General features: G+C 44.9%; 17 protein-coding genes and 1 other annotated feature. Of the genes, 2 read left to right on the top strand and 15 right to left on the bottom strand.

Annotation, left to right across the window (positions count from 1 at the left end; genetic code table 11):
- Window positions 1-47 precede the first annotated feature (47 nt).
- The 8 genes from IGI89_RS01805 to ezrA all read right to left on the bottom strand — a co-directional run bounded on the left by IGI89_RS01805 (window position 48) and on the right by ezrA (window position 11,479).
- Window positions 48-722, bottom strand: coding sequence for an HAD family hydrolase (locus IGI89_RS01805; RefSeq protein WP_016611929.1), 675 nt, complete (start codon window positions 720-722; stop codon window positions 48-50).
- Entirely contained in the window at window positions 715-2,028 is a 1,314-nt protein-coding gene (locus IGI89_RS01810; RefSeq protein ID WP_016611928.1) for a bifunctional folylpolyglutamate synthase/dihydrofolate synthase, read from the bottom strand. Before IGI89_RS01810 ends, IGI89_RS01805 begins: the two co-directional genes overlap by 8 nt.
- Window positions 2,029-2,176: 148 nt before the next feature.
- Window positions 2,177-4,822 (bottom strand): valine--tRNA ligase, encoded by a 2,646-nt coding sequence (locus IGI89_RS01815; RefSeq protein WP_142437649.1) that lies wholly within the window; start codon window positions 4,820-4,822, stop codon window positions 2,177-2,179.
- A 694-nt stretch (window positions 4,823-5,516) separates the two neighbouring features.
- Window positions 5,517-5,751, bottom strand: a binding site (T-box leader).
- Between the two features lie 57 nt (window positions 5,752-5,808).
- A complete protein-coding gene (tpx, locus tag IGI89_RS01820; RefSeq protein ID WP_438735221.1) occupies window positions 5,809-6,300 on the bottom strand; it encodes a thiol peroxidase in 492 nt (163 codons plus the stop codon).
- 65 nt (window positions 6,301-6,365) lie between these two features.
- Window positions 6,366-7,019, bottom strand: coding sequence for a redox-sensing transcriptional repressor Rex (locus IGI89_RS01825; protein WP_061053798.1), 654 nt, complete (start codon window positions 7,017-7,019; stop codon window positions 6,366-6,368).
- A 153-nt stretch (window positions 7,020-7,172) separates the two neighbouring features.
- On the bottom strand, window positions 7,173-8,381 hold the full coding sequence (thiI, locus tag IGI89_RS01830; protein WP_438735223.1) for a tRNA uracil 4-sulfurtransferase ThiI: 1,209 nt from the start codon (window positions 8,379-8,381) through the stop codon (window positions 7,173-7,175).
- A gap of 47 nt (window positions 8,382-8,428) precedes the next feature.
- Window positions 8,429-9,571 carry a cysteine desulfurase family protein gene (locus IGI89_RS01835; RefSeq protein ID WP_034872411.1) on the bottom strand — a complete coding sequence of 381 codons (1,143 nt, stop codon included), beginning with the start codon at window positions 9,569-9,571 and terminating at the stop codon, window positions 8,429-8,431.
- 186 nt (window positions 9,572-9,757) lie between these two features.
- Window positions 9,758-11,479 carry a septation ring formation regulator EzrA gene (gene ezrA / locus IGI89_RS01840; protein WP_016611694.1) on the bottom strand — a complete coding sequence of 574 codons (1,722 nt, stop codon included), beginning with the start codon at window positions 11,477-11,479 and terminating at the stop codon, window positions 9,758-9,760.
- Window positions 11,480-11,837: 358 nt separating this feature from the next.
- Between ezrA and IGI89_RS01845 the strand changes: the two genes are divergently transcribed.
- A complete protein-coding gene (locus IGI89_RS01845) occupies window positions 11,838-13,187 on the top strand; it encodes an aspartate kinase (RefSeq protein WP_016611695.1) in 1,350 nt (449 codons plus the stop codon).
- A 71-nt stretch (window positions 13,188-13,258) separates the two neighbouring features.
- Here IGI89_RS01845 and IGI89_RS01850 read toward each other — a convergent pair whose 3' ends face one another.
- The 3 genes from IGI89_RS01850 to IGI89_RS01860 form a co-directional block, all read right to left on the bottom strand.
- Window positions 13,259-13,789 (bottom strand): HAD family hydrolase, encoded by a 531-nt coding sequence (locus IGI89_RS01850; protein ID WP_438735225.1) that lies wholly within the window; start codon window positions 13,787-13,789, stop codon window positions 13,259-13,261.
- A gap of 104 nt (window positions 13,790-13,893) precedes the next feature.
- Window positions 13,894-14,754 carry a Cof-type HAD-IIB family hydrolase gene (locus IGI89_RS01855; RefSeq protein WP_016611697.1) on the bottom strand — a complete coding sequence of 287 codons (861 nt, stop codon included), beginning with the start codon at window positions 14,752-14,754 and terminating at the stop codon, window positions 13,894-13,896.
- Between the two features lie 8 nt (window positions 14,755-14,762).
- Entirely contained in the window at window positions 14,763-15,593 is an 831-nt protein-coding gene (locus tag IGI89_RS01860; RefSeq protein WP_008377017.1) for a DUF72 domain-containing protein, read from the bottom strand.
- An 88-nt stretch (window positions 15,594-15,681) separates the two neighbouring features.
- Between IGI89_RS01860 and IGI89_RS01865 the strand changes: the two genes are divergently transcribed.
- Window positions 15,682-16,650, top strand: coding sequence for an asparaginase (locus tag IGI89_RS01865; RefSeq protein ID WP_005237533.1), 969 nt, complete (start codon window positions 15,682-15,684; stop codon window positions 16,648-16,650).
- A 50-nt stretch (window positions 16,651-16,700) separates the two neighbouring features.
- Here the strand turns inward: IGI89_RS01865 and IGI89_RS01870 are convergent, their stop codons facing one another.
- From IGI89_RS01870 to IGI89_RS01885, 4 genes are all read right to left on the bottom strand, one after another.
- The gene (locus tag IGI89_RS01870) at window positions 16,701-17,459 is read right to left on the bottom strand and encodes an acyl-ACP thioesterase domain-containing protein (RefSeq protein ID WP_413135396.1); all 759 of its coding nucleotides are present in this window, start codon (window positions 17,457-17,459) and stop codon (window positions 16,701-16,703) included.
- Between the two features lie 15 nt (window positions 17,460-17,474).
- On the bottom strand, window positions 17,475-18,305 hold the full coding sequence (locus IGI89_RS01875; RefSeq protein WP_194188748.1) for a fructosamine kinase family protein: 831 nt from the start codon (window positions 18,303-18,305) through the stop codon (window positions 17,475-17,477).
- A gap of 16 nt (window positions 18,306-18,321) precedes the next feature.
- Window positions 18,322-19,101: a tyrosine-protein phosphatase gene (locus IGI89_RS01880; protein ID WP_005237536.1), complete on the bottom strand. Its 780-nt coding sequence runs from the start codon at window positions 19,099-19,101 to the stop codon at window positions 18,322-18,324.
- A 158-nt stretch (window positions 19,102-19,259) separates the two neighbouring features.
- Window positions 19,260-20,648: an L-cystine transporter gene (locus tag IGI89_RS01885; RefSeq protein WP_010747447.1), complete on the bottom strand. Its 1,389-nt coding sequence runs from the start codon at window positions 20,646-20,648 to the stop codon at window positions 19,260-19,262.
- Window positions 20,649-20,796 lie beyond the last annotated feature (148 nt).

Consider the following 20,796-nt stretch of genomic DNA (forward strand, 5'->3'; position numbering starts at 1 on the left):
CGCAAAGGAGAGAGTATTTCATGAATAAGATGCGCAAAAAATCACAGTTAAATCGAAAAAGCCGTTTCTAGAAAATCTGGGACATCCTCTAGTGAAGGCAAGACTTTCAAGACTTTTTCTTCAATGATGGTCGTCGGCGCGATCAAATCGGGAATCATAATGACTGAGATCCCTGCCCCATGAGCAGCATGAATACCGTTAGCCGAATCCTCAAGGATCACCAATTCTTCTTTTGGTACCGCCAGTAATGCATGAGCTTTTTCAAAAATCTCAGGATCTGGTTTTGCCCGTGTGACATCATCAAAGCAGACGATCTTAGGAAATTCCGCCGTTAAGTCTGCTGCTTCCAGCAAGGTGTCGATCACTTTGCGCTGGTTACTAGACGCCAACACTCGGGGAATCTTTTTCTCATCAAGATAATGCAATAACTCGTGGATCCCCGGCTTCAATTCAGCCTCGCCCCGTTGGAACATTTCCAACGTTTGCTGAAAAGCCGCTTGAATAAATTCTTCAATCATCTGATGACCAAAGGCTTCATCGAATCTCTCATGATAAGCTGCCCAGACTTCTTCATCCGAAACACCTACATAGGCTAGGTATAACTCTTTTGTATAGGGAATACCCATTTGATCAGCCACGATTTGAGTCGCTTGGTAATAAAGCAGCTCCGTGTCAAAAATCAAGCCGTCCATATCGAAAATCACACCACGTAACTTAGCCATTTCTTCCTCCTATTGCCAACAACAATTCACGAACTTCTGAAACAAAATACAAGGATCCTGTCACCAGCAGCAAATCTTCATTGGTCATTTTTTCTAATAATTCTGCCAAGCCAAACTGCCATAAAGAAACGGTTGAGATTCGTTTTTCATCAAGTTCCTGATAGCCGTCTGCCAAATGCAGTGCTTTGGGAAAATCGAAGGTCGTTAAATAAATCTCGGCTTGGGGAATCGATAGCAATTGCTGAAGCATCTCATTGACGTTTTTGGTTTCAAGCGCTGAAAACAGTACATGGATGCGATATTCGCTGAACTCTTCTTTCATCGTATCTACTAAACGAGCCATGGCGTGTACGTTATGGGCACCATCGATAATCACTAGTGGCTCACTACTGATTCGTTCCATCCGGGCGGGCCAATAGGCTTTTCGCAAGCCATTGCGAATCTCTTTGGCTGAAAAGGGCAGTTGCCGCAGGTCGCAATACAGGCTGTATAATTGGATCGCAACACCGGCATTTTCTGGTTGATGGCGGCCTAACATCGGTGTTTTCAAGCCTTTGATTTTGCCATGCTCATTTTCAAAATCAAATAATTCGCCCCATTCTTCATCGGGACGACGATAGGTCACACGGTACTCTTGCCCTGCATGATAAGCGGGTGCCTGTGCTTCTGTAGCTTTCAAATCGATCACCGAAAGCGCACTTTCAACGATATTGCCAGTAACAAGGGGTGTTTGCGGCTTGATGATCCCTGCCTTATGGGCAGCGATCGCTTCAATGGTATCCCCTAAGACATCCATGTGATCCATGCCGATCGTCGTGATCGCGGTCAAAATAGGAGAAATAACGTTGGTACTATCTAAGAGTCCCCCTAAGCCAACTTCAATAATCGCAACATCGACCTTTTTTTCTTCAAAATAGCCTAATGCCATAGCGGTAATGATCTCGAACTGGGTAATGCCCGTCAACGTTTCATCGCGATCAATTTCAGCAACCAGCGGCTGGATTTTTTCCACCCAAGCGACCAAGTCCTCATCTGATATAAATTGTCCGTTGATTTCAATTCGTTCATTGAACGCTTCAATGTGTGGGGAAGTAAAGGTCCCCACTTGCTGCCCAGCTTCTTCTAAAAGACTGCGCAAATAACTGACGGTCGATCCTTTGCCATTCGTACCGGCGATATGGATCATGGTCACCTTTTTTTCAGGATTACCCATCCGTTTTAATAATGCTTCGACACGCATCAATCCAGGTCTTTGCCCAAATGTCAAACGCGAATGGATCCACGCTGTTGCTTCTTCGCTTGTCATCTCGCTCACCTCGCTCCTATTTTAACAAAAAATGAACGGCTTTCCCAATTTCTTTCCTTTAAACGAGAAAATTGTTCGCCCTGTTTCTATTGAATAAGCAAAAACAAGCATCTCCGAAAGATGCTTGTTTGCGTATGATGTGCTCATCCTATTGGATTGTGCGTAATTGTTCGATCCGTTCTTGAACGGCTTTTTGTTTTTCAAGATAATCGGCTTCTTTGCTGCGTTCTTGTGCCACGACTTCCTCTGGTGCATTGGCAACGAAGCGTTCATTCGCCAGTTTGCCTTGTACCCGTTGAACTTCTTGGGTGAACTTCGCTAGTTCTTTCTCCAAACGCGCGATTTCTTCTTCAATGTTGATCAACCCAGCTAGTGGCAAGTAGATCGTCGCACCTGATAGGATGGCAGACATCGCCAATTCAGGGGCTTGCAAGCTGTTAGAGATTTCTAGTTCTTCTGGATTACAGAAGCGTTCGATATAGTTTTTGTTAGCGATCAAGAATTCTTCGATCTCAGGCTCATTTGCTTGGATCAGCAAAGTGATTGGTTTCGAAAGTGGTGTATTTACTTCTGCTCGGATGTTTCGAACTGAACGAATCAATTCTTTCAACACTTCCATCCCTTGCGCCGCTTTTTCATCCGTCCATTCTGGAGCCACTTGTGGATACTCAGCAACGACTAATGATTCCCCTGTATGCGGCAGCTTGCTCCAGATTTCTTCTGTAACAAATGGCATGATTGGGTGCAACAAGCGTAAAATTTGATCAAGAACATGGACTAAGATGCTCTTATTAACTTGTTTCGCTGCTTCATTGTCACCGTATAACGTTTCTTTCGACATTTCAATGTACCAGTCACAGAAATCATCCCAGATAAAGTTGTATAATTGACGACCTGCTTCACCAAATTCGAAGCGTTCAAAAAGGTCAGTGACTTTTTCAATCGTTTCATTCAAGCGCGTCAAGATCCAACGATCCGCCACTGATTTTTCACCAGAAAAATCAATGTCTTCTGCAGTCATTTCGCTGACATTCATTAAGACAAAACGGGAAGCATTCCAAATTTTATTGATGAAGTTCCAAGCAGCATCCATTTTCTCATAGCTGAAACGCACGTCTTGTCCCGGTGCAGAGCCATTTGATAAGAACCAACGCAATGCATCAGCGCCGTATTGTTCAATGACTTCCATCGGATCGATCCCGTTTCCAAGAGACTTACTCATTTTGCGACCTTGTTCATCACGGATCAATCCGTGGATCAAGACATTTTCAAATGGTCGTTTGCCAGTAAATTCCAAGCTTTGGAAAATCATACGGCTTACCCAAAATGCGATAATGTCATAGCCAGTCACTAATGTATTCGTTGGGAAGTAGCGTTGGAAATCTTCATTGTTTTCATCTGGCCACCCCATCGTTGAAAACGGCCATAAAGCAGAACTAAACCATGTATCCAATACGTCTGGATCTTGCTGCCAATTTTCGGCATTTGCTGGCGCTTCAAGTCCTACATACATTTCCCCCGTTTCTTTGTGGTACCAAGCTGGGATTTGATGGCCCCACCACAACTGACGAGAGATAACCCAGTCATGGACATTTTCCATCCAACGTAAGAATGTTTGGTTGAAACGTGGCGGATAAAAGTCCACCGCATCGTCGGTTTCTTGGTTGTCGATGGCTTGTTTTGCTAATGGTTCCATTTTTACGAACCATTGTGTCGATAAACGAGGTTCGACTACTACGCCTGTCCGTTCTGAGTGACCTACGCTATGGACCATTTTTTCGATTTTGATCAGACGACCTAACGCTTCTAAATCTTTCACGATTTGCTTGCGAGCAGCAAATCGATCCATGCCTGCATAGGTACCTGCTAAGTCATTCATTGTTCCGTCATCATTCATGACATTGACCCGTGGTAGGTCATGGCGGTTACCGACCTCGAAGTCATTCGGGTCATGGGCAGGAGTGATTTTTACGACCCCTGTTCCAAATTCTTGGTCCACGTACTCATCAGCGATGATTGGGATCTCTTTATTGACCAAAGGCAAGATCACTTTCTTACCAATCAATGCTTGATAGCGTTCATCTTCTGGATGAACCGCGACTGCTGTATCCCCCAACATCGTTTCTGGGCGAGTCGTTGCGATCTCCACCACACCGCTGCCATCTGCTAATTCGTAAGACATGTGGTAAAAAGCACCTTCGATGTCTTTGTGGATCACTTCAATATCAGATAATGCCGTGCGGGCTTGTGGATCCCAGTTGATGATGTACTCGCCACGATAGATCAAGCCTTTTTCATATAGCGTCACGAAAACTTTACGAACCGCTTCGGATAATCCATCATCTAATGTGAACCGTTCACGGCTATAGTCTAGGGATAACCCTAGTTTCGCCCATTGTTCCCGAATGTGACCGGCATATTCTTCTTTCCAATCCCATACTTGTTCAACAAATTTTTCCCGACCAAGGTCATAGCGAGAAATTCCTTGTTCCCGCAGCTTTTCTTCTACTTTGGCTTGGGTAGCGATCCCGGCATGGTCCATTCCTGGCAGCCATAAGGTGTCATACCCTTGCATCCGTTTTTGACGAATGATGATGTCTTGTAACGTGGTATCCCAGGCATGACCTAAGTGCAATTTTCCTGTTACGTTTGGTGGTGGAATCACGATAGAATAAGGTTTTGCTTCTTTGTTGCCGCTTGGTTTAAAACGGTCATGCTCTAACCAATCTTGGTAACGCCCGGCTTCTACTTCTTGGGGATTGTACTTGGTGGATAGATTCTCAGTTTCTGTCATAGTTGGTCCTCCTAAAGTTACGTTTTTTAAACGTAATGGTTGGTGTGGTTTTTTGGTGCCTGTTGCTGGGTAAAGCACGAAAATGTTCGAATCGTTCAGGATGAGTGCAGTGGTAGAGATGATTATCCGTTGTTTGTTGACGCCTCGTTTGTTGTTCGTAAAAAGTACGTTTCTTACAGAGTTCATGGCTCACTTCCGTGATCCTCTATTGTGTCTTAGGGCCTTTGGCAACCAATCTAACTCGCTTCGTGAACCAATTTTGGTGACTTCGCGTACTGTTCATCATCTGCTCTGTCCACTTTGTGGGCCAATCATAGTGATTCCTAGTATGGTTACTACGCTCCCTACGGTCGCCTAGTACTGTTCATCATCTGCTCTGTCCCACTTTGTGGGCCAGTCATAGTGATTCCTAGTATAGTTACTACGCTCCCTACGGTCGCCTAGTACTGTTCATCATCTGCTCTGTCCCACTTTGTGGGCCAGTCATAGTGATTCCTAGTATGGTTACTACGCTCCCTTTGGTCGCCTAGTACTGTTCATCATCTGCTCTGCCCCACTTTGTGGGCCAGTCGCAGTGATTCCTAGTATGGTTACTACGCTCCCTTTGGTCGCCTAGTACTGTTCATCATCTGCTCTGTCCCTCTTTGTGGGCCAGTCGCAGTGATTCACAGCAAAAAGCGCCCTAATGCCGAGGCATTAGGGCGCTGATACGCGGTACCACCTAAATTGCAGATTGCTCTGCCACTTTGACGTGAGGTAACGTTCACGACGCGCTTGATCTTACTGTGCGGCTTTGTCTGCAAGAAACAAACCGTGGTTCGGATCAAAGACCTTCAAGCTACCTTTTCAGTGTCTGGGGAAGTCTTGCACCGACCGACTTCTCTCTGACCGCCAGGGTCACTGATACTCCTCTTGAACATTGTCTTGCTATCATAGATTCTTGTTTCATCTTGCTACATTCTACAATGAACTTTTTTGAAAGTCAATCAGAGGTTTGCTTTCGCCGCATCAATGGCTGCTTGATAATCCGGTTCGTGGGAGATCTCAGGCACGATCTCAACGTGTTGAATCACGCCTTCACGGTCTAAAACGAAAATTGCTCGGGCAAAATGACCGAAGTCTGGGATCATGATTTGATAGGCCTCACCGAAGGTATTCGCTGGATCATGAAACATGATCATGTCGACGCCTTCTTGGCCGCACCATTGTGCTTGTTCTTCTTTTGTATTGTTAGAGATCGTTACAAAATTTATATCATCCAATTGACTTGCTTCTTGGTTGAAACGCTTGGTCTGCAACGCACAGACACGTGTCACGATATCGGGAACAACGCTGATGATCGTTGGTTTTCCTAAAAAATCAGTCAGTGTATATTCCTTGTTCTCTAAACTTTTCAAGCGAAAATCAGCTGCTTTATCCCCTACTTTTGGTTGGTTGCCGGGCATCTCATAAACCGTTTCTTTGCGTGTAACTTGCATAACATCTCTCCTATAGCATTTTCTCCCAGTATAAGAAAGATTGTCAAAAAACGAAAAGGATTTGCTCAGACTTTCGATTTTTGCGAGTAGGTCGTATCAAAAAAAATCAATGTTTGCAATTCTGTCGTCAAATCAATGTATTGGATATTGACGTCTTTTGGCACGATGACGGGATCAGGGGCAAAATTTAAAATCGCTGTGATCCCAGCATCCACGATCGCATCGATCGCCATTTGTGAATAACGGCTAGGAACGGTCGAAATCGCTACTGTGATCCCTTTTTCTGCTACGACTCCCGCCAATTGGTCCATTCCATAGACATAACGTCCACTAATGGTCTGGCCAATTATTTCTGGATCATTGTCAAAAACCGCGATGACGGAAAGATTTTCATTTCTGCGAAAATTGTTGTTAGCTAACGCTTTTCCTAAATTTCCATAACCAATCAAGGCAATTTTTTTCTCCTCATTGGTTTCTAAAATATAGCTCAAAACCTCAATCAAATAAGGAACATCATAGCCATACCCACTTCTGCCTAATTCTCCTAAATGAGAAAAATCTCGGCGGATCGTGGCTGAAGGAACTTGCGTGATTTCTGCAAACTCTTTTGATTTGATTCGCTGAATACCAGAGGCATCCAGTAATTTTAAATGTCGTAAATAAGCTGGCAAACGTTTTGCCGTTGCTTTTGGAAGTTTTTTATCTCTTAGTGCTTCCATCCTGTCCACCCTCCTTGTTAAATGATTCACATATTGAGTGTAGCATGTTCCATTTTCAATAGCAAGAAAATATTCACAAACTCTCTCACTCAATGAAAAACGACCACAAATGTTCCCTAACAGTTGTGGTCGTAGTTTAAAAAAGAAACTTTATTATAAGAATTCAGCGAATTCGGTTGCTATTTTTTCTTGATTTGCCGTGATTACTTGTAGTTTCAACCCAGCCATCGCACGTTCCATCATCCCTTCGATATCGAGACGCTCTTCATATTGATGTACTTTATCCAGTCTTGGGCGTGTCTTTGGTTGAGGGGGGGCAAAGATTGTGCAGCAATCCTCAAATGGTTGAACCGACAATTCAAAAGTATCAATGGCTTCGGCAACTTCAATGATCTCCAATTTATCCATCGTTGCCACTGGGCGCACGATCGGCGTATTGGTTACTTCATTGATGGCGACCATGCTATGCAAAGTTTGTGAAGCGACTTGTCCTAATGATTCGCCGTTTAAGATGATCAAACCGTGACGAGCCTCACGAATCGCATCTGTCAAACGCAGCATCATCCGACGGGTGATGGTCATCCAATAGCCTTGCGGCACACGGTTTTTGATTTCTTCTTGGATTTCCGTAAACGGAACTTCGATAAATTGGATGCTTCCCACATAAGGAGCAAGCTTCTTCGTTAAATCTTTGGCTTTTTGTAATGCTTGTTCACTCGTATAAGGAGGACTTGCAAAATGGACTGCTTCGATCTCAACACCGCGTTTCATGGCAAAGTAGCCTGCAACGGGCGAATCGATACCACCAGAAAGCATCAACATTCCCTTACCGCTGGTGCCAACGGGTAAGCCGGCTGCTCCTTGGATCGTTTCATAGGACAGATAGGCGCCATCGATCCGTATTTCCACCCGCAGATTGATGTCTGGTTTTTTCATTTGGACTTTGATATCAGGAAAACGGTCGATCACCGCATTACCTAAGGTCAAATTCAACTGGTTGCTATCTTGCACAAACGAGTGATCGCTGCGCTTAGCTGTGATTTTGAAGGTCTCAACACCGGTGTAGATCTCTGCCATAACGTCTTGAACGGCTTTCTTTAATACCTCAATGTCTTTTTCAACCCGAATACTAGGGGAAAAGTTTTGAATCCCAAAGACTTTTTGCAGCTTAGGAATGATCTCTTGGCTGTCTTCACCGTTCAATAGCAAGTGCATGCGATCTCGCTCGGCATGAACTTTGACATGGGGATAATCGGCTAAGGTACGTTTGACGTTTGAAGCTAATTGCATAATAAAACTACGACGATTTTTGCCCTTTGTTGACAGTTCGCCGTAACGAACCATGATTTCTGAATAATTCACGAGAAAACTCCTTTGATTTGGATTGATTTTATAGTGCTATGTCGTGCTTAATTGATTTTCGAAAATTTTTGGTACAACTGGTGGAAGACGATTAGAAACTGCTCGACTTCTGCCATCGTATTGCTCTCATCTAAACTGATACGAACAGCGGATGTCGCTAACTGTTCCGGAACGTGCATCGCATGAAGCGTACTGCTGGCCATCTTTTTACGGGAGGAACAAGCGCTCGTCGTCGAAAGATAGATCTGCTTTTCTTCAAAGGCATGGACTAAGACTTCTCCTCTGATCCCTTTTAATGAGAAACAAAGTATATGTGGCGCAAACCCTTCAGTGCCAGAAAAAAGCGTGACTTTCTCATAGCCAGCCAGTGCTTCTTGCAAATAGCCTTTTAATAATTGAACATGGTTCGGCTTTTCAGCCTTGTGTTCCGTCGCTAAACGCAGGGCTTTTGCCATGGCAACGATTGCTGGTACATTTTCGGTGCCGCTGCGCTGGTTTTGCTCTTGCCCACCGCCAGTCATCAATGGCGCCAACTTACGACCTTGTTTCCAATAGATAAATCCGGCGCCACGAGGTCCGTGAAATTTATGTGCAGAGAACACGGCAAAATCGACTCGCTCATTGAACCATTGCTCTTGCGGGACCTTTGTGATGGCTTGGACGGCATCTACATGGAAATGGATCGTTGGGTAGTCCGCCAACACGGTTGCGATCTCATGGATCGGTTGAATCGATCCTACCTCATTATTGACCGCCATCACCGAAACCAAAATCGTTTCTTTGCGAATCATGTTTGCTAATTCTGACACGTTGACAAAGCCTTGCGCATCAACAGGGACCACACTGACCTCAAATCCTAATTCGGCTAATTGAGCCGCTGTTTCACTGACGGCAGGGTGTTCAATACTGGAAATAATCAGGTGATTCCCATAGGCTTTTTTCGCTAAAGCAGTCCCTTTGATGACCCAGTTGTCTCCTTCGGTCCCCCCACTGGTAAATGCGATCTCTTTGGAAGAAACGTTTAACAGATCGGCGATCTGCTGACGTGATTGCTGTAGCAGGCGATTGGCTTGATTTCCTAAATCATGCAGGCTTGAGGGATTGCCGATGATTCGCTGACTGACTTGGACATATGTATTTAAAGCTTGTGGATAAATAGCGGTTGTTGCACTGTTGTCAAAATAGATCAATGATAGGACCCTTTCTCTAAAAAAATTCTTTCCCATTATAACTGCTCTTGGGCTGAGTTTCAAGGTGACTCGCTGGCTTTGGCTTTATTTAAAGGAAACTTTCCCTTCCTTCGTAAGCGTTAATCATGCAGCGAGCCATTCTTTCCATGAAAAAAGCCAGTCAGTTTTTCACTGCTGGCTTTCGTATTATACTAAGTCGCGGTTATTGAAGTAGAAGTTTTCGATCCTTTTGAAGGCACCTGGTTCTACTCGTTCCAACGCTGTGCCGATTTCATCTAGCGCATCTTGATAGCGATATTCTTTACTGAACAAGTAAAGTGATTTGTCGATCGCTGCCTTGATATCTGGATGAGAATGACGATAACGGTTGGCATATTGCATCATTTGCTCAGTCAATGCCGCAGCATCCACCAAGTCTTTCGTTTGTTCATCTAAAAGATCAAGATCTTCTTCACAGACAGAAACCAATTTATTGATTTCTTGCATGTTGATGCGAATCTTGTTCAATTCTTTGCCTAGTTCTTCCACCCGATCTGTTGCCACGAAGAAGAATTCTAAGTACTCACCTGGCAAACCAGGTAAGCGTTGCTTCTCAACAAACCGCTTCAAGTTGCGTAGACGGAATTCGAAGCTTTCCACTTTTTCTTGTGCAACTTTTTCGCCACGACGTAATTCCGCAAGGGAATCATCGATTTCGACTTGCTGGCTTTCCACATCATCCAAAATCTTGTAGGCATCTTTGTAGAAGCTTTGCACTTCTGAATAAGGAATTTCGTGCTTTTCTAATTGTGGTAGGTACTCGTTATTGCGACGAGCCAATTCGTCGACTTCCGTTTGGAAACCACGGACGCGACCTAACTCATTATGATTCAATGTATAGCTTTGTGCCGTATGATCCAACTCGATCAACAACTGACGGTTGTTCTTCGTTGCGTGGTCAATATAGTCTTCAATGATTTGGCGATTTTTCATGACATATTTCTTGGCATTGATCTCACGTTCCATCACCGTATACAAGGCATCGATATCACTTGCAGTATCACGACTTGCCACTTCAACGGAAGCGACTTCTGTTTTCGCTAGATCGTTCATGGAGTTTTCAACTCGTTTTTTCACACGGTTGATTTCTTCTTGGAAGTTTGCTTCTGGGAACACATATTTTTGTTCTAATAATTTTTTGTAGCCATCTTGGATTTCTTTCAACTGATCTGGGAAGGTACGGTTTAATTCTTCGTAGGCCGCTGGGATCCGTTTCATTAAGTCTTCTACTTCATAGGTGTGTTTTTCTGCTTGGTCTAACACTTCCCGTGCTTCCACAGGATCGCCTGAAGTATTTAAGGTAACAAATTGGGTGAACTCAATTTCAATGTTTTTGATTTGTTTTTGCAGCTCATTGTAAGCAGGACCGAATTCTTCGCCTTGATCCCGTAGCTTCTTCTTCAAGTCTTCGTAAACGTCCAACGCTTTTTGGACTTCCAGTGAATTTCGTTCTTCACTTTCTCGTAATTCTTTCAAGCCGGCGCGAATCTCTTCTACTTGGCGTTCCATCTCATCCATGGTCGCTTCCGCTTGAACGATCGCCCCTTTTGCTTTGAAAAAGCGGATGCGTTCGTTTAGTTCTTCCACTTCAAAGATTTGACTCTCAAGTTCAGCAAAAGATTTTGTGGAGATATCTGTCCATTGTTGGTTCCACTCACGGAAGGTGTTTTGACTTTGACCAACCAAGTGCATTCTTTTTACTTCATCGACTTCTTCGATCACCGGTAAGTCAAACAGATTTTCTTTGCGTTTTTCCAAGTCATTTAGCTTTTCTTGGTTTTTCTTCCGCATGAAAAAGCCAATTGCATACAAGACCGCTGCGATGATGATGATGGCAATGACAATTCCAAAGATGATATTAGTTCCCATTTTGTGGTTCCTCCAATTTTCAAATATACATGTTTCGTCTAAAATCTGCTGATCAGCAGATTGATTGATAAGTTCATTGAGTATAAAAAGGACAGACAGTCCCTTTATAAAAAAGCATCTACGCTAGATTATAGCATAAAGAAAAAAATCAAGCATTAGATTGAGGCAAAAAAGATCGACTTTTTTCGCATCGAATAAAATCATTCACGGCTTTTCCATCGATAATGAAAACAAATCGTGAAATTTACATCAACAAGTGACTTTTTTTCTGATTTTTCCGATTTTTTTCAAGAAACCGCTTGATTTCTCCCTATTGAAACTGTACTCTAGTAAAAAGCTTGAACAGGAGTAATGTCAAATGAAAGTAGCGAAATTCGGAGGCAGTTCCCTTGCCTCAGCCGAACAAGTCGAAAAAGTTGTTGCGATAATTGAAAGTGATCCTAAAAGACGGTTTGTTGTTGTTTCAGCGCCTGGTAAGCGTTCCAGCGACGATCAGAAAGTCACCGATCTGTTACTAGCAGTCTGTACCCGTCTGTCTGCCCAAGAAGAAATCACTGATTTAATCGAAGAAATCTATGCCCGCTATACAGCGATCGCCGCCCCCTTTGGTATCGAACAAGTCCATTTAGACCGCATCTGGCAATCATTGGCGGCTTTTCAAACACTGCCTACTCAAGACAATCCGCATCTTTATGATACGGTTTTGGCAAGCGGCGAAGACAACAATGCCAAATTGATCGCAGGGATTTTACAAAGCCGTGGATTAGCTGCTCGCTACATGAATCCACAAGAACTTGGGTTGCTGGTGACGGATGAACCCCAAAACGCCCGTATCTTGAACAAATCGTACGCTAAGATCGCACAATGGCGCGATAGTCCTGAAATCTTAGTGATTCCTGGCTTCTTTGGTTACACAGAAGCCGGCGAAATCTGTACCTTCTCTCGAGGGGGATCTGATATTTCTGGTGCCATCGTGGCGGCTGGTCTGCAAGTAGAATTGTACGAAAACTTTACCGATGTCGATGGGATTTTTTCTGCTCATCCAGGCTACGTTCATCATCCAGAGTCCATCAAAGAAGTGACTTACCGAGAAATGCGGGAGCTGTCTTATGCCGGCTTTACTGTTTTGCACGATGAGGCGTTGATGCCTTCATACCATGCGAAAATTCCCGTGGTGATCAAAAACACCAATAACCCAAGTCATCCCGGCACCTTGATCACCAACCAAAGAGACAATTTGGATCAGCCGGTGATCGGCGTTGCCAGTGACGAAGGCTTTTGTATGATCTATATCCGCAAATACTTGATGAACCGCGAAGTTGGGTTCACGTTACGGGTCTTAGAGATTTTCCGGGAATTTGATTTAAATTATGAACACATGCCTTCAGGAATCGATGATATCTCGATCATTATGCGCTCCAACCAGTTGAATCCAGTATTGGAAGAAGAACTGCTGCGCAAGATCGCCTACGAGATCGATCCCGATGAACTGCGAATGACCCACGATCTATCCATGGTCGTCGTCGTTGGTGAAGGGATGCGTCAAAGAGTCGGGATCACTGCCGACAGTACCGCTGCCCTTGCGCGAAAAAATATCAACTTAGAGATGATCAACCAGGGGTCCTCTGAGGTCAGCATCATGTTCGGCATCCACAAAGAACAAGAAAAAGCCGCTGTCAGAACCCTTTACTACACTTTCTTTGATTAAACCAAACGTGCCAGTTGCACCACTCCTTTTGCTGATAAGCAATCGGAACGGGCAACTGGCACGTTTCTTTATTATTCTGACGATTCTTGGGCTTGCGCTTGTTTTTGTGCCAATTGGCGTTTGATTTCTGCCTTGATTCGCGGTTCAGGAGCAAACCGTTCTTCCCAATCGCTAGGCTTCATGACTTTGTGGGTCTCAGGATCATAATGGGGCTGCCCATCTGGGAAAAGTTTCCCCATGTTGGCGTCATGAACGATAGCCAGGATCGGCGCTGGATCGACCCCTACCAGTGAAAAAGAGCCATAGGTAAAATACAGCAGATCACAGAGCGCATCGACTTGTTCTACTAGAGAATCACTGACAGGCTGTTGTTTGGAAGCCAGCTTGGCTTGGGCTTGATCAATTGCTTGATGCAAATGGGTCAACCCTGCTTGAAAGGTCTCTTCGTCATTGTTGCTGGCAGCATAAAGGAACTCAACTAATTCTTCAATTTTAAAACCAGCACGAAACTGGGCTTTTTCCGCTGAAAAAGCTTGTGGATATGGCGGTCGTGTTGGATCAAAGGTTTTATGAAACTCTTCCGTCATTTCAAATGGACTCATTTCTCTCGCTTCTTTCTGCTTTTTCTAATGGTTCTGTTTCATGGTTCTGCGCTGTCTCCTACGTTGCTTCATGGATTGGCTACACCTTGTTTATTTTTTTTAATTCAATCCCTTGCTTGGGCATCCTCGGCAATGATCCCAAAATGGATCAAGGCTTTCTTGATGCCGTCATGATCGTTGGTGTCCGTCACAAAGTCAGCACTGGCTTTGGTGATGGGCTGGGCATTGCCCATCGCAACCCCGATCCCCACACCTTCTAACATTTCCACATCATTAAAATGATCCCCAAAGGCCATCGCTTCTTCCATCGCGATTCCTTCATAGGCCAAAAATTCTTTGATCCCTTTGATTTTCGAACCGTTTTTCGGCACGATATCAACAGAATAGGCATTGGATCGCTTAAAATCACATTGCGGCAGCTTGGAGCGTAATTTTTCGCGCTCTGATTCAGGGCTCAGCATAATGCACTGATAGATTGGCTCTCGTAAAATGTCCAATGATTCATAACGTTTGGCGTTGCGATTGGGACTGAAGCGCTGCAAGACTTTCTTTAAAAAGCCGACGGGAAATTTTTTCGGTACATAGCGCAAATAGCGCTGCATGACGGGTGATTGGCTTAAACGGATCGTCAAGCTGCCAGCCACTTGCGTTTCTCCGCCAAACATGACTTGACGATAATTTTCATCGGCGTATTCTACGATCGCTTCCAGCGTTTGTTTTGGAAAAGGTTTGGCATAAATCAAGGTTTCCTTCGTGTAAACATATTGGCCGTTATAGGTGATAAACATGTCTAACGACAAGTAATCGATCACCTTCTCTAAATCAACCGGACCACGTCCGGTGGCAATGCCGCAGAGGACGCCATTGGCTTGGGCTTGTTTGATGGCTTCACGGGTACTGGCAAGCGCCTTGCCGTTACTGGCAATCAGTGTGCCATCAATATCAAAAAAGATTGCTTTTATCATATGACTCCTCAAAATAATTTCAACTGATTAGGATTTAATGCTTCGTAATCGATCTGCAGCGCATCGATCAATGCGCGAGCATTGTCAGCGGCGTCACGACCGGCATTATTATTGAAGACCACTGCGACTTCTTTGGCATTGGCTTCGATGGCTTGAATCGCTTGTTTTAACTCCGTTAGTTCGGCTTGGTCATAGCGATACAAGGTCCGCAGATTTTTGGCATCTGGCCCCGTCGCTGTCCAGCCGCTGTCGTTGCGTCCATGAAAACGGCACAGGACAAACGCAGGATTGGTCACGGTTGGATCAAGGGGAATCGTGGTCGATAGCTTTTTCGGCTGATCAACGACTACTAAGGAAAACTGTTTTCGCTTCATATAATCGATCATTCCCGGATACAGTTTCGGCTGATACCAGCTGCTGTCTCTCAGCTCAATCGCCACTGGGTAACCCGCAAACCATTCTCGCACTTGATCTAAATAGGCGACATTTTCTTTCGTACATTTAAAGCTGTTGGGAAATTGCGCCAATAGGCAAAACAGTTTGCCCGCTTCTACCATTGGCGCGATCGCTTCTTTATAAAGCTGCAGCGCTTCGGTCATGGTCAACTGATCTGGCAAATCCCCTTGGGTGGTCACACTTTGATGGACTTTCAACACAAAGCGGAAATTTTCGGGAATCTGGGTCAACCAATTGCGCACGTCTTTTTCTTTTGGCAAAAAATGATAGGTGGTATCCAGCTCAACTAACGGAAAATAACGGGCATACTCAAATAATTTCGAGTTTTTTCTTTGCACGAGACTGCCATGTTCACTAAATGTGGTACAACCAATTCGAATCATTTTTTCCCATCGCTCCTTGTTTTCTTATTTTAATAGTATACAATAGTTTTGAGTTAAGAGTAAATAAATCATTGCAGGTGATGAAAAAATGAAACGAATTCTCGTGTTGCACACTGGCGGCACCATCGCCATGAAAGAAGATACCCTGACAGGCGGCGTCAGCCCCGATGTCAGCAATCCGCTGATGGATGCACCGATCCACATTGATGACGATGTTGAATTGATCGTCGAAGACATTTTTAATATTCCCAGTCCTCATATGACGCCAAAAGAAATGCTGCAGCTGAAAGAACGTATCCAGCTGGCGCATTTAAGCGGTGTCGATGGGGTCGTGATCACTCACGGAACCGATACGCTGGAAGAAACGGCCTTCTTTTTAGATACCACGATCGGCGGTCAGTTACCGATCGTGGTGACTGGTGCCATGCGCTCAAGTAATGAAATCGGCAGTGACGGGCTTTATAACTTTGAAAGTGCGATTCGGGTCGCCAAGTCCCCCGATGCCATAGGAAAAGGTGTCTTAGTCGTCATGAACGATGAGATCCATTCCGCACGTTATGTTACGAAAACCCACACCACCAATATTGCGACGTTCCGCACCCCGACATTAGGTCCGATCGGCTTAGTCACAAAGCACCGAATCTTGTTTATGCAAGAGCTGTTAAATAACCGCCATTTGGATGTTGATCGTGTCGATGGTCTGTTTCCGATCGTCAAAGCCTATGCTGGGATGACCGGGGAATTGTTCGATGCTTTAGCCGACTCGCTGATCGATGGACTAGTGATCGAAGCTTTAGGCGCTGGCAATCTGCCGCCTCAAACCATTGAGCCTTTGAAAAAACTGATCGCTAGAAACATTCCGGTCGTCTTAGTTTCTCGCTGCTTCAACGGAGTTGCCGAGCCGGTCTATGACTACTTAGGCGGCGGGATCGAATTGCAAGCTCTTGGGGTGATTTTCTGCAATAGCATCAATAGCCAAAAAGCCCGCATCAAATTATTGATAGCGAAAAACCGTGGGTTGACCATGGATGAGCTTCCTGATTTCATGGAGAATTGACCAAACAAAAACCCTTTTGCCATTCCGTTAACGGAGGCAAAAGGGTTGTTTTATTTTTCTCGCCAAGTAAAGATGGCTTCGCAGTAAGTATCCTCACCGATCTTGATCTCGTGGATCGTTTGCAGCGGCACAGCCTCGCCGGCTTCATCGACTGTCTTTTCATTGATTTGAAAATGGCTTTCGATCAAATGGCCGTAAGCAACTTCCCGATCAAAGCGGATCGTCACTTGTGTCACTTCATGTTTTGTTAAAAACTCATAGCCTAAGACGTCCATCAGCCAATTGAAATACATGGCGTTGTTGACATGCTGATTGCTATCGATATCGTAGAAACGCACCCGATACGGCAAAAATTGTCCTTGCGTGATAGGGGTGATCTTCGGATAGCGTTTGATTCGCTTGATTTTTTCACTGCCAAAAGGCACCACGATCTCATCCGGAACACTGCTGACTTTGCGCGTCTCCGGGTCCATCAACGCAAAAACCGCTTCGATTTTGACCAATTCCGTTCCGTCTTCTGCCAATAACCAAAAGTAACGGTAGCAGAAAAACTTATTGTATTCTCTCGCCTGGGTCGCCACTTGGATCTGCTCCCCTACGCGCGGCAAACGAGTTACCGTTATGTGATAGCTGGTAATGATCCAGGTCAAGCCATAACTAGCGATGACTTCCGGTCCGCGGTTTAACGTCGCACTTTGTTCTTCTGATGTCTTGATGGCGATGCCTAGCATGGCTGGAAACGTCATCGTTTGGTTGACATCACATTCATAATACGCCACTTCATGCGTGGTTTGATACTTTGCTGCCATAGTTCTAATTGCCTCCTAAAAACGACTCAATATTTCATCGACAGTTGGTCCATAACTTTCGCCAAATTGATTCAAATGGACCAATAAATAATACAATTGATACACTGGCAGCCGCTCTTTCCAATTCTCATCTAATGGATAGACTTCTTGATAGCCTTCCAAAAATTCCTGACGAAAACCGCCGAAAAGCTGGGACATCGCAATATCCATCTCTCGATCCCCATAGGCGACTGCCGCATCAAGAAACACTGGTTCTCCTTGTTGATCGAACAGCACATTCCCCCGCCAAAAATCACCGTGTAATAAAGCAGGTGTGACGCTGCGATCACGCCAATTCTCATGCAAAAATTCTTTCAAACGCAGATAAGCGGCTTCCCGTTTGGCATGCCAGTGATTACCCAGCTTCGCTAATTCGACTTGCACATCCAAACGGCAGACTGTGAAAAAATCAAGCCAATCGGTGGTTTTCGGATTGACTTGCGGCAAAAAGCCGATGTAATTGTCTTCGTAAAAACCAAAAGTCTCCTGCGTCTGCTGATGAAGCCGAGCCAAGCTTTGGCCTAAGCGCCGCTGCTGTCCTTCCCCACTATCGATCCATTCCATCAATAAAAACGCCCCCTCTTCGGTCTGACCGAGACGTTCGATTTTTGGCACCCGCACGAAAGGGGCTAATTCAGCTAAGCCGTTGATTTCTGCTTGAAAGAACATCGATGAAACATGAGGATGGGTCTTTAAAAAATAGCGATTTTCTGCTGTCGTGAAACGATACGTTTGATTGACATCCCCACCACTGATGGGCGTTAGCGAGCCGGTCATCCCGATTGCTGCGAACAATGCTTCCTCCATACGGATCTCCCTTTCTTTACTCAGTCAGTTGGGCAGTCAAGTACGCTTGTTCCTCTTTCGTCACCCCTAGTCCTTGCAGAAGATACTGATCGACCGAACCGAAATGCTGATCGATTGCAGCCAAACTTTCCTCAAGAAAACTCTCTTTGGCACTCATCAAAACCGTGATCGCCGTTAACAGCTCTTGCGGCAAATGCTGGGTCATTGGGGCAAATTTTTCTTTTAGCATTGGGGCTAGATAGCGATTGGTCGCTAAATAATCTTCTTTGATCGTCGCTGGTGCCACCGCCAACACATGCAGCAATAAAAAGGCGCCAAAGCCTGTGCGATCTTTGCCGGCGGTACAGTGGAACAAGGTTGCTCCTTCGCCTTCCGCATTGTCGATCACATGATCAAAGAACTGCCGATATTGTTGGCGGGCATAGTCGCTTTCAACAAAGTGACGGTAGACTTTTTTCATCTGCTCTTCGGCATCTTCCCCATCTTCCAAGCGCTGCTTCAAGCTTTCTGGCGACAAGGAAACCATCGTTTCGTCTTCTTTGAAAATAGGTAAAAAAAGCTGCTTTGCTGTGGCGATCGGTCGATCAGGCTGTGCATTGGCTTCAGCGATGGAGCGAAAATCAATGACCTGATTGACCCCATAGTTTGCCAGTACTGCTTGATCTGAAGCAGTCAATTCATTGATCGCCGCACTGCGGATCAATTTTTTTCGTTTGATCGTCGTGCCGTTTGTCGTTTGATAGCCGCCAAGTTCTCTGACGTTTGCTGCTCGTTCTAGTTGAATCAATTGTGTCATTGCTTATCCCTCCCGCGATGTTCTAGTTAAAAGTATAGCAGAAACTTCGCTATTAAGGGCACTGAAACCTAGATTTTTCTATGAGCTGAGCTTTAACGGACAAAAAAAAGAAAGACCACACGCAGTCTTTCTTTGCTTTCGCTTGTAAAAAAATGTTTCTATTCGGCTTCGATCACGGCGGCAGAATCATCTAAGATCGAACGATCCAGTTCGTTGATACGGCTGCTGGTCACCATTCCCGCAACCATACTGTCGCTGACATTAACGAGTGTCCGTGCCATATCGATCAATGGTTCAACAGAAATAACTAAGCCTACGATGGCGATCGGCAAGTTCATTGAGCCTAAGACGATCAATGAAGCAAAGGTTGCGCCACCGCCGACACCAGCAACGCCGAATGAGCTGATCGTAACTACTGCAACTAGCAGCAGGATAAACTGCCAATCAAAGACATTGATCCCAACCGTTGGTGCAACGATCGTTGCCAACATCGCTGGATAAACACCCGCACAGCCGTTTTGACCAATCGATAACCCAAAGCTGCCTGCAAAGTTAGCCGTGGCTTCATCAACACCTAACGCTTTGGTTTGGGTTTCGATGTTCAATGGCAAGGCACCGGCACTTGAACGAGAAGTAAAGGCGAAGCTCAAGACTGGAAAAGCCTTTTTGAAATACGTTACTGGATTGACCCGTACAGCGATCAGCAATAATGAATGAACGAGTAAGACCAAAATCAAAGCGGCATAAGAAGCGATGATAAATTTCCCTAAGTTCAAGATGGCTTCAAAATCACTTGAAGCTAATACGTTAGTCATCAATGCCAAAACCCCATAAGGTGTCAGGCGCAAAACTAACGTGACGATACGCATCACGATTTTATATAAGCTGTCCATCAAATTCGCAAAAGTTTCCGCTTCTTTCGGTGATTTGCGTTTGACACCAAGAAAGGCAATCCCAACAAAGGCTGAGAAAATCACGACCCCGATCGTACTTGTCGAACGAGTACCAGCAAAGTCGGCGAAGACATTACTTGGGATGAAAGAAACGATTTGTTGTGGGATCGATAGATCTTGGACTTGTGTCGAACGTTCCGCTAATTCTGCGATCCGCGCTGTTTCCGTTGCTCCTTCGGTAAAGCTGGCACCGTCAAGACCAAAGACCATGACCATCACGATCCCGATCAAGGCAGCGATCGCCGTTGTCCCTAGCAAAGTCGCAAGAACCGTAAAACTGATCTTCTTGATTTTTTCGCTTTCTTTCATCTTGGTGAAAGCACCAACGATCGAAACGAAGATCAAGGGCATGATCAGCATTTGCAAGAGGGCCACATAGCCGCTACCGACCATCGTGATCCAGTCAAGAGCTTGCGTGACAACGTCAGAGCCTGTCCCAAAAATCAGCTGTAGCACACCACCAAAAACGATCCCGACGAACAACGCCGCAAAGACCCGCGTTGAAAACTTCACGTGACGCTTTTGCAATAAGTAGAACCCATAAATAAGGGCAGCAAAAAGTAGAACAACAATAATAGTTAACAGATTTGTCATTTGAATCCTCCTTTTGTTCAATAAACATGACAAAGTCTGTCAGAGGAAGTAAAGGTTCCCAGTGACCATTCTTCAACAGTTCACTCTAATGAGACGTGTGGCATCATTAGTGACTATTCCATTTTAAAGAAGTTTGCTTCATCTTACA

The sequence above is a fragment of the Enterococcus sp. AZ141 genome, assembly GCF_051714385.1.
Lineage (GTDB): Bacteria > Bacillota > Bacilli > Lactobacillales > Enterococcaceae > Enterococcus_D > Enterococcus_D entomosocium.

Coding starts and splice junctions, on each gene's coding strand:
- IGI89_RS01805 (WP_016611929.1), bottom strand. CDS start 722: ATGGCTAAGTTACGTGGTGTGATTTTCGATATGGACGGCTTGATTTTT.
- IGI89_RS01810 (WP_016611928.1), bottom strand. CDS start 2,028: ATGACAAGCGAAGAAGCAACAGCGTGGATCCATTCGCGTTTGACATTT.
- IGI89_RS01815 (WP_142437649.1), bottom strand. CDS start 4,822: ATGACAGAAACTGAGAATCTATCCACCAAGTACAATCCCCAAGAAGTA.
- tpx (WP_438735221.1), bottom strand. CDS start 6,300: ATGCAAGTTACACGCAAAGAAACGGTTTATGAGATGCCCGGCAACCAA.
- IGI89_RS01825 (WP_061053798.1), bottom strand. CDS start 7,019: ATGGAAGCACTAAGAGATAAAAAACTTCCAAAAGCAACGGCAAAACGT.
- ezrA (WP_016611694.1), bottom strand. CDS start 11,479: ATGGGAACTAATATCATCTTTGGAATTGTCATTGCCATCATCATCATC.
- IGI89_RS01845 (WP_016611695.1), top strand. CDS start 11,838: ATGAAAGTAGCGAAATTCGGAGGCAGTTCCCTTGCCTCAGCCGAACAA.
- IGI89_RS01850 (WP_438735225.1), bottom strand. CDS start 13,789: ATGAGTCCATTTGAAATGACGGAAGAGTTTCATAAAACCTTTGATCCA.
- IGI89_RS01855 (WP_016611697.1), bottom strand. CDS start 14,754: ATGATAAAAGCAATCTTTTTTGATATTGATGGCACACTGATTGCCAGT.
- IGI89_RS01860 (WP_008377017.1), bottom strand. CDS start 15,593: ATGATTCGAATTGGTTGTACCACATTTAGTGAACATGGCAGTCTCGTG.
- IGI89_RS01865 (WP_005237533.1), top strand. CDS start 15,682: ATGAAACGAATTCTCGTGTTGCACACTGGCGGCACCATCGCCATGAAA.
- IGI89_RS01870 (WP_413135396.1), bottom strand. CDS start 17,459: ATGGCAGCAAAGTATCAAACCACGCATGAAGTGGCGTATTATGAATGT.
- IGI89_RS01875 (WP_194188748.1), bottom strand. CDS start 18,305: ATGGAGGAAGCATTGTTCGCAGCAATCGGGATGACCGGCTCGCTAACG.
- IGI89_RS01880 (WP_005237536.1), bottom strand. CDS start 19,101: ATGACACAATTGATTCAACTAGAACGAGCAGCAAACGTCAGAGAACTT.
- IGI89_RS01885 (WP_010747447.1), bottom strand. CDS start 20,648: ATGACAAATCTGTTAACTATTATTGTTGTTCTACTTTTTGCTGCCCTT.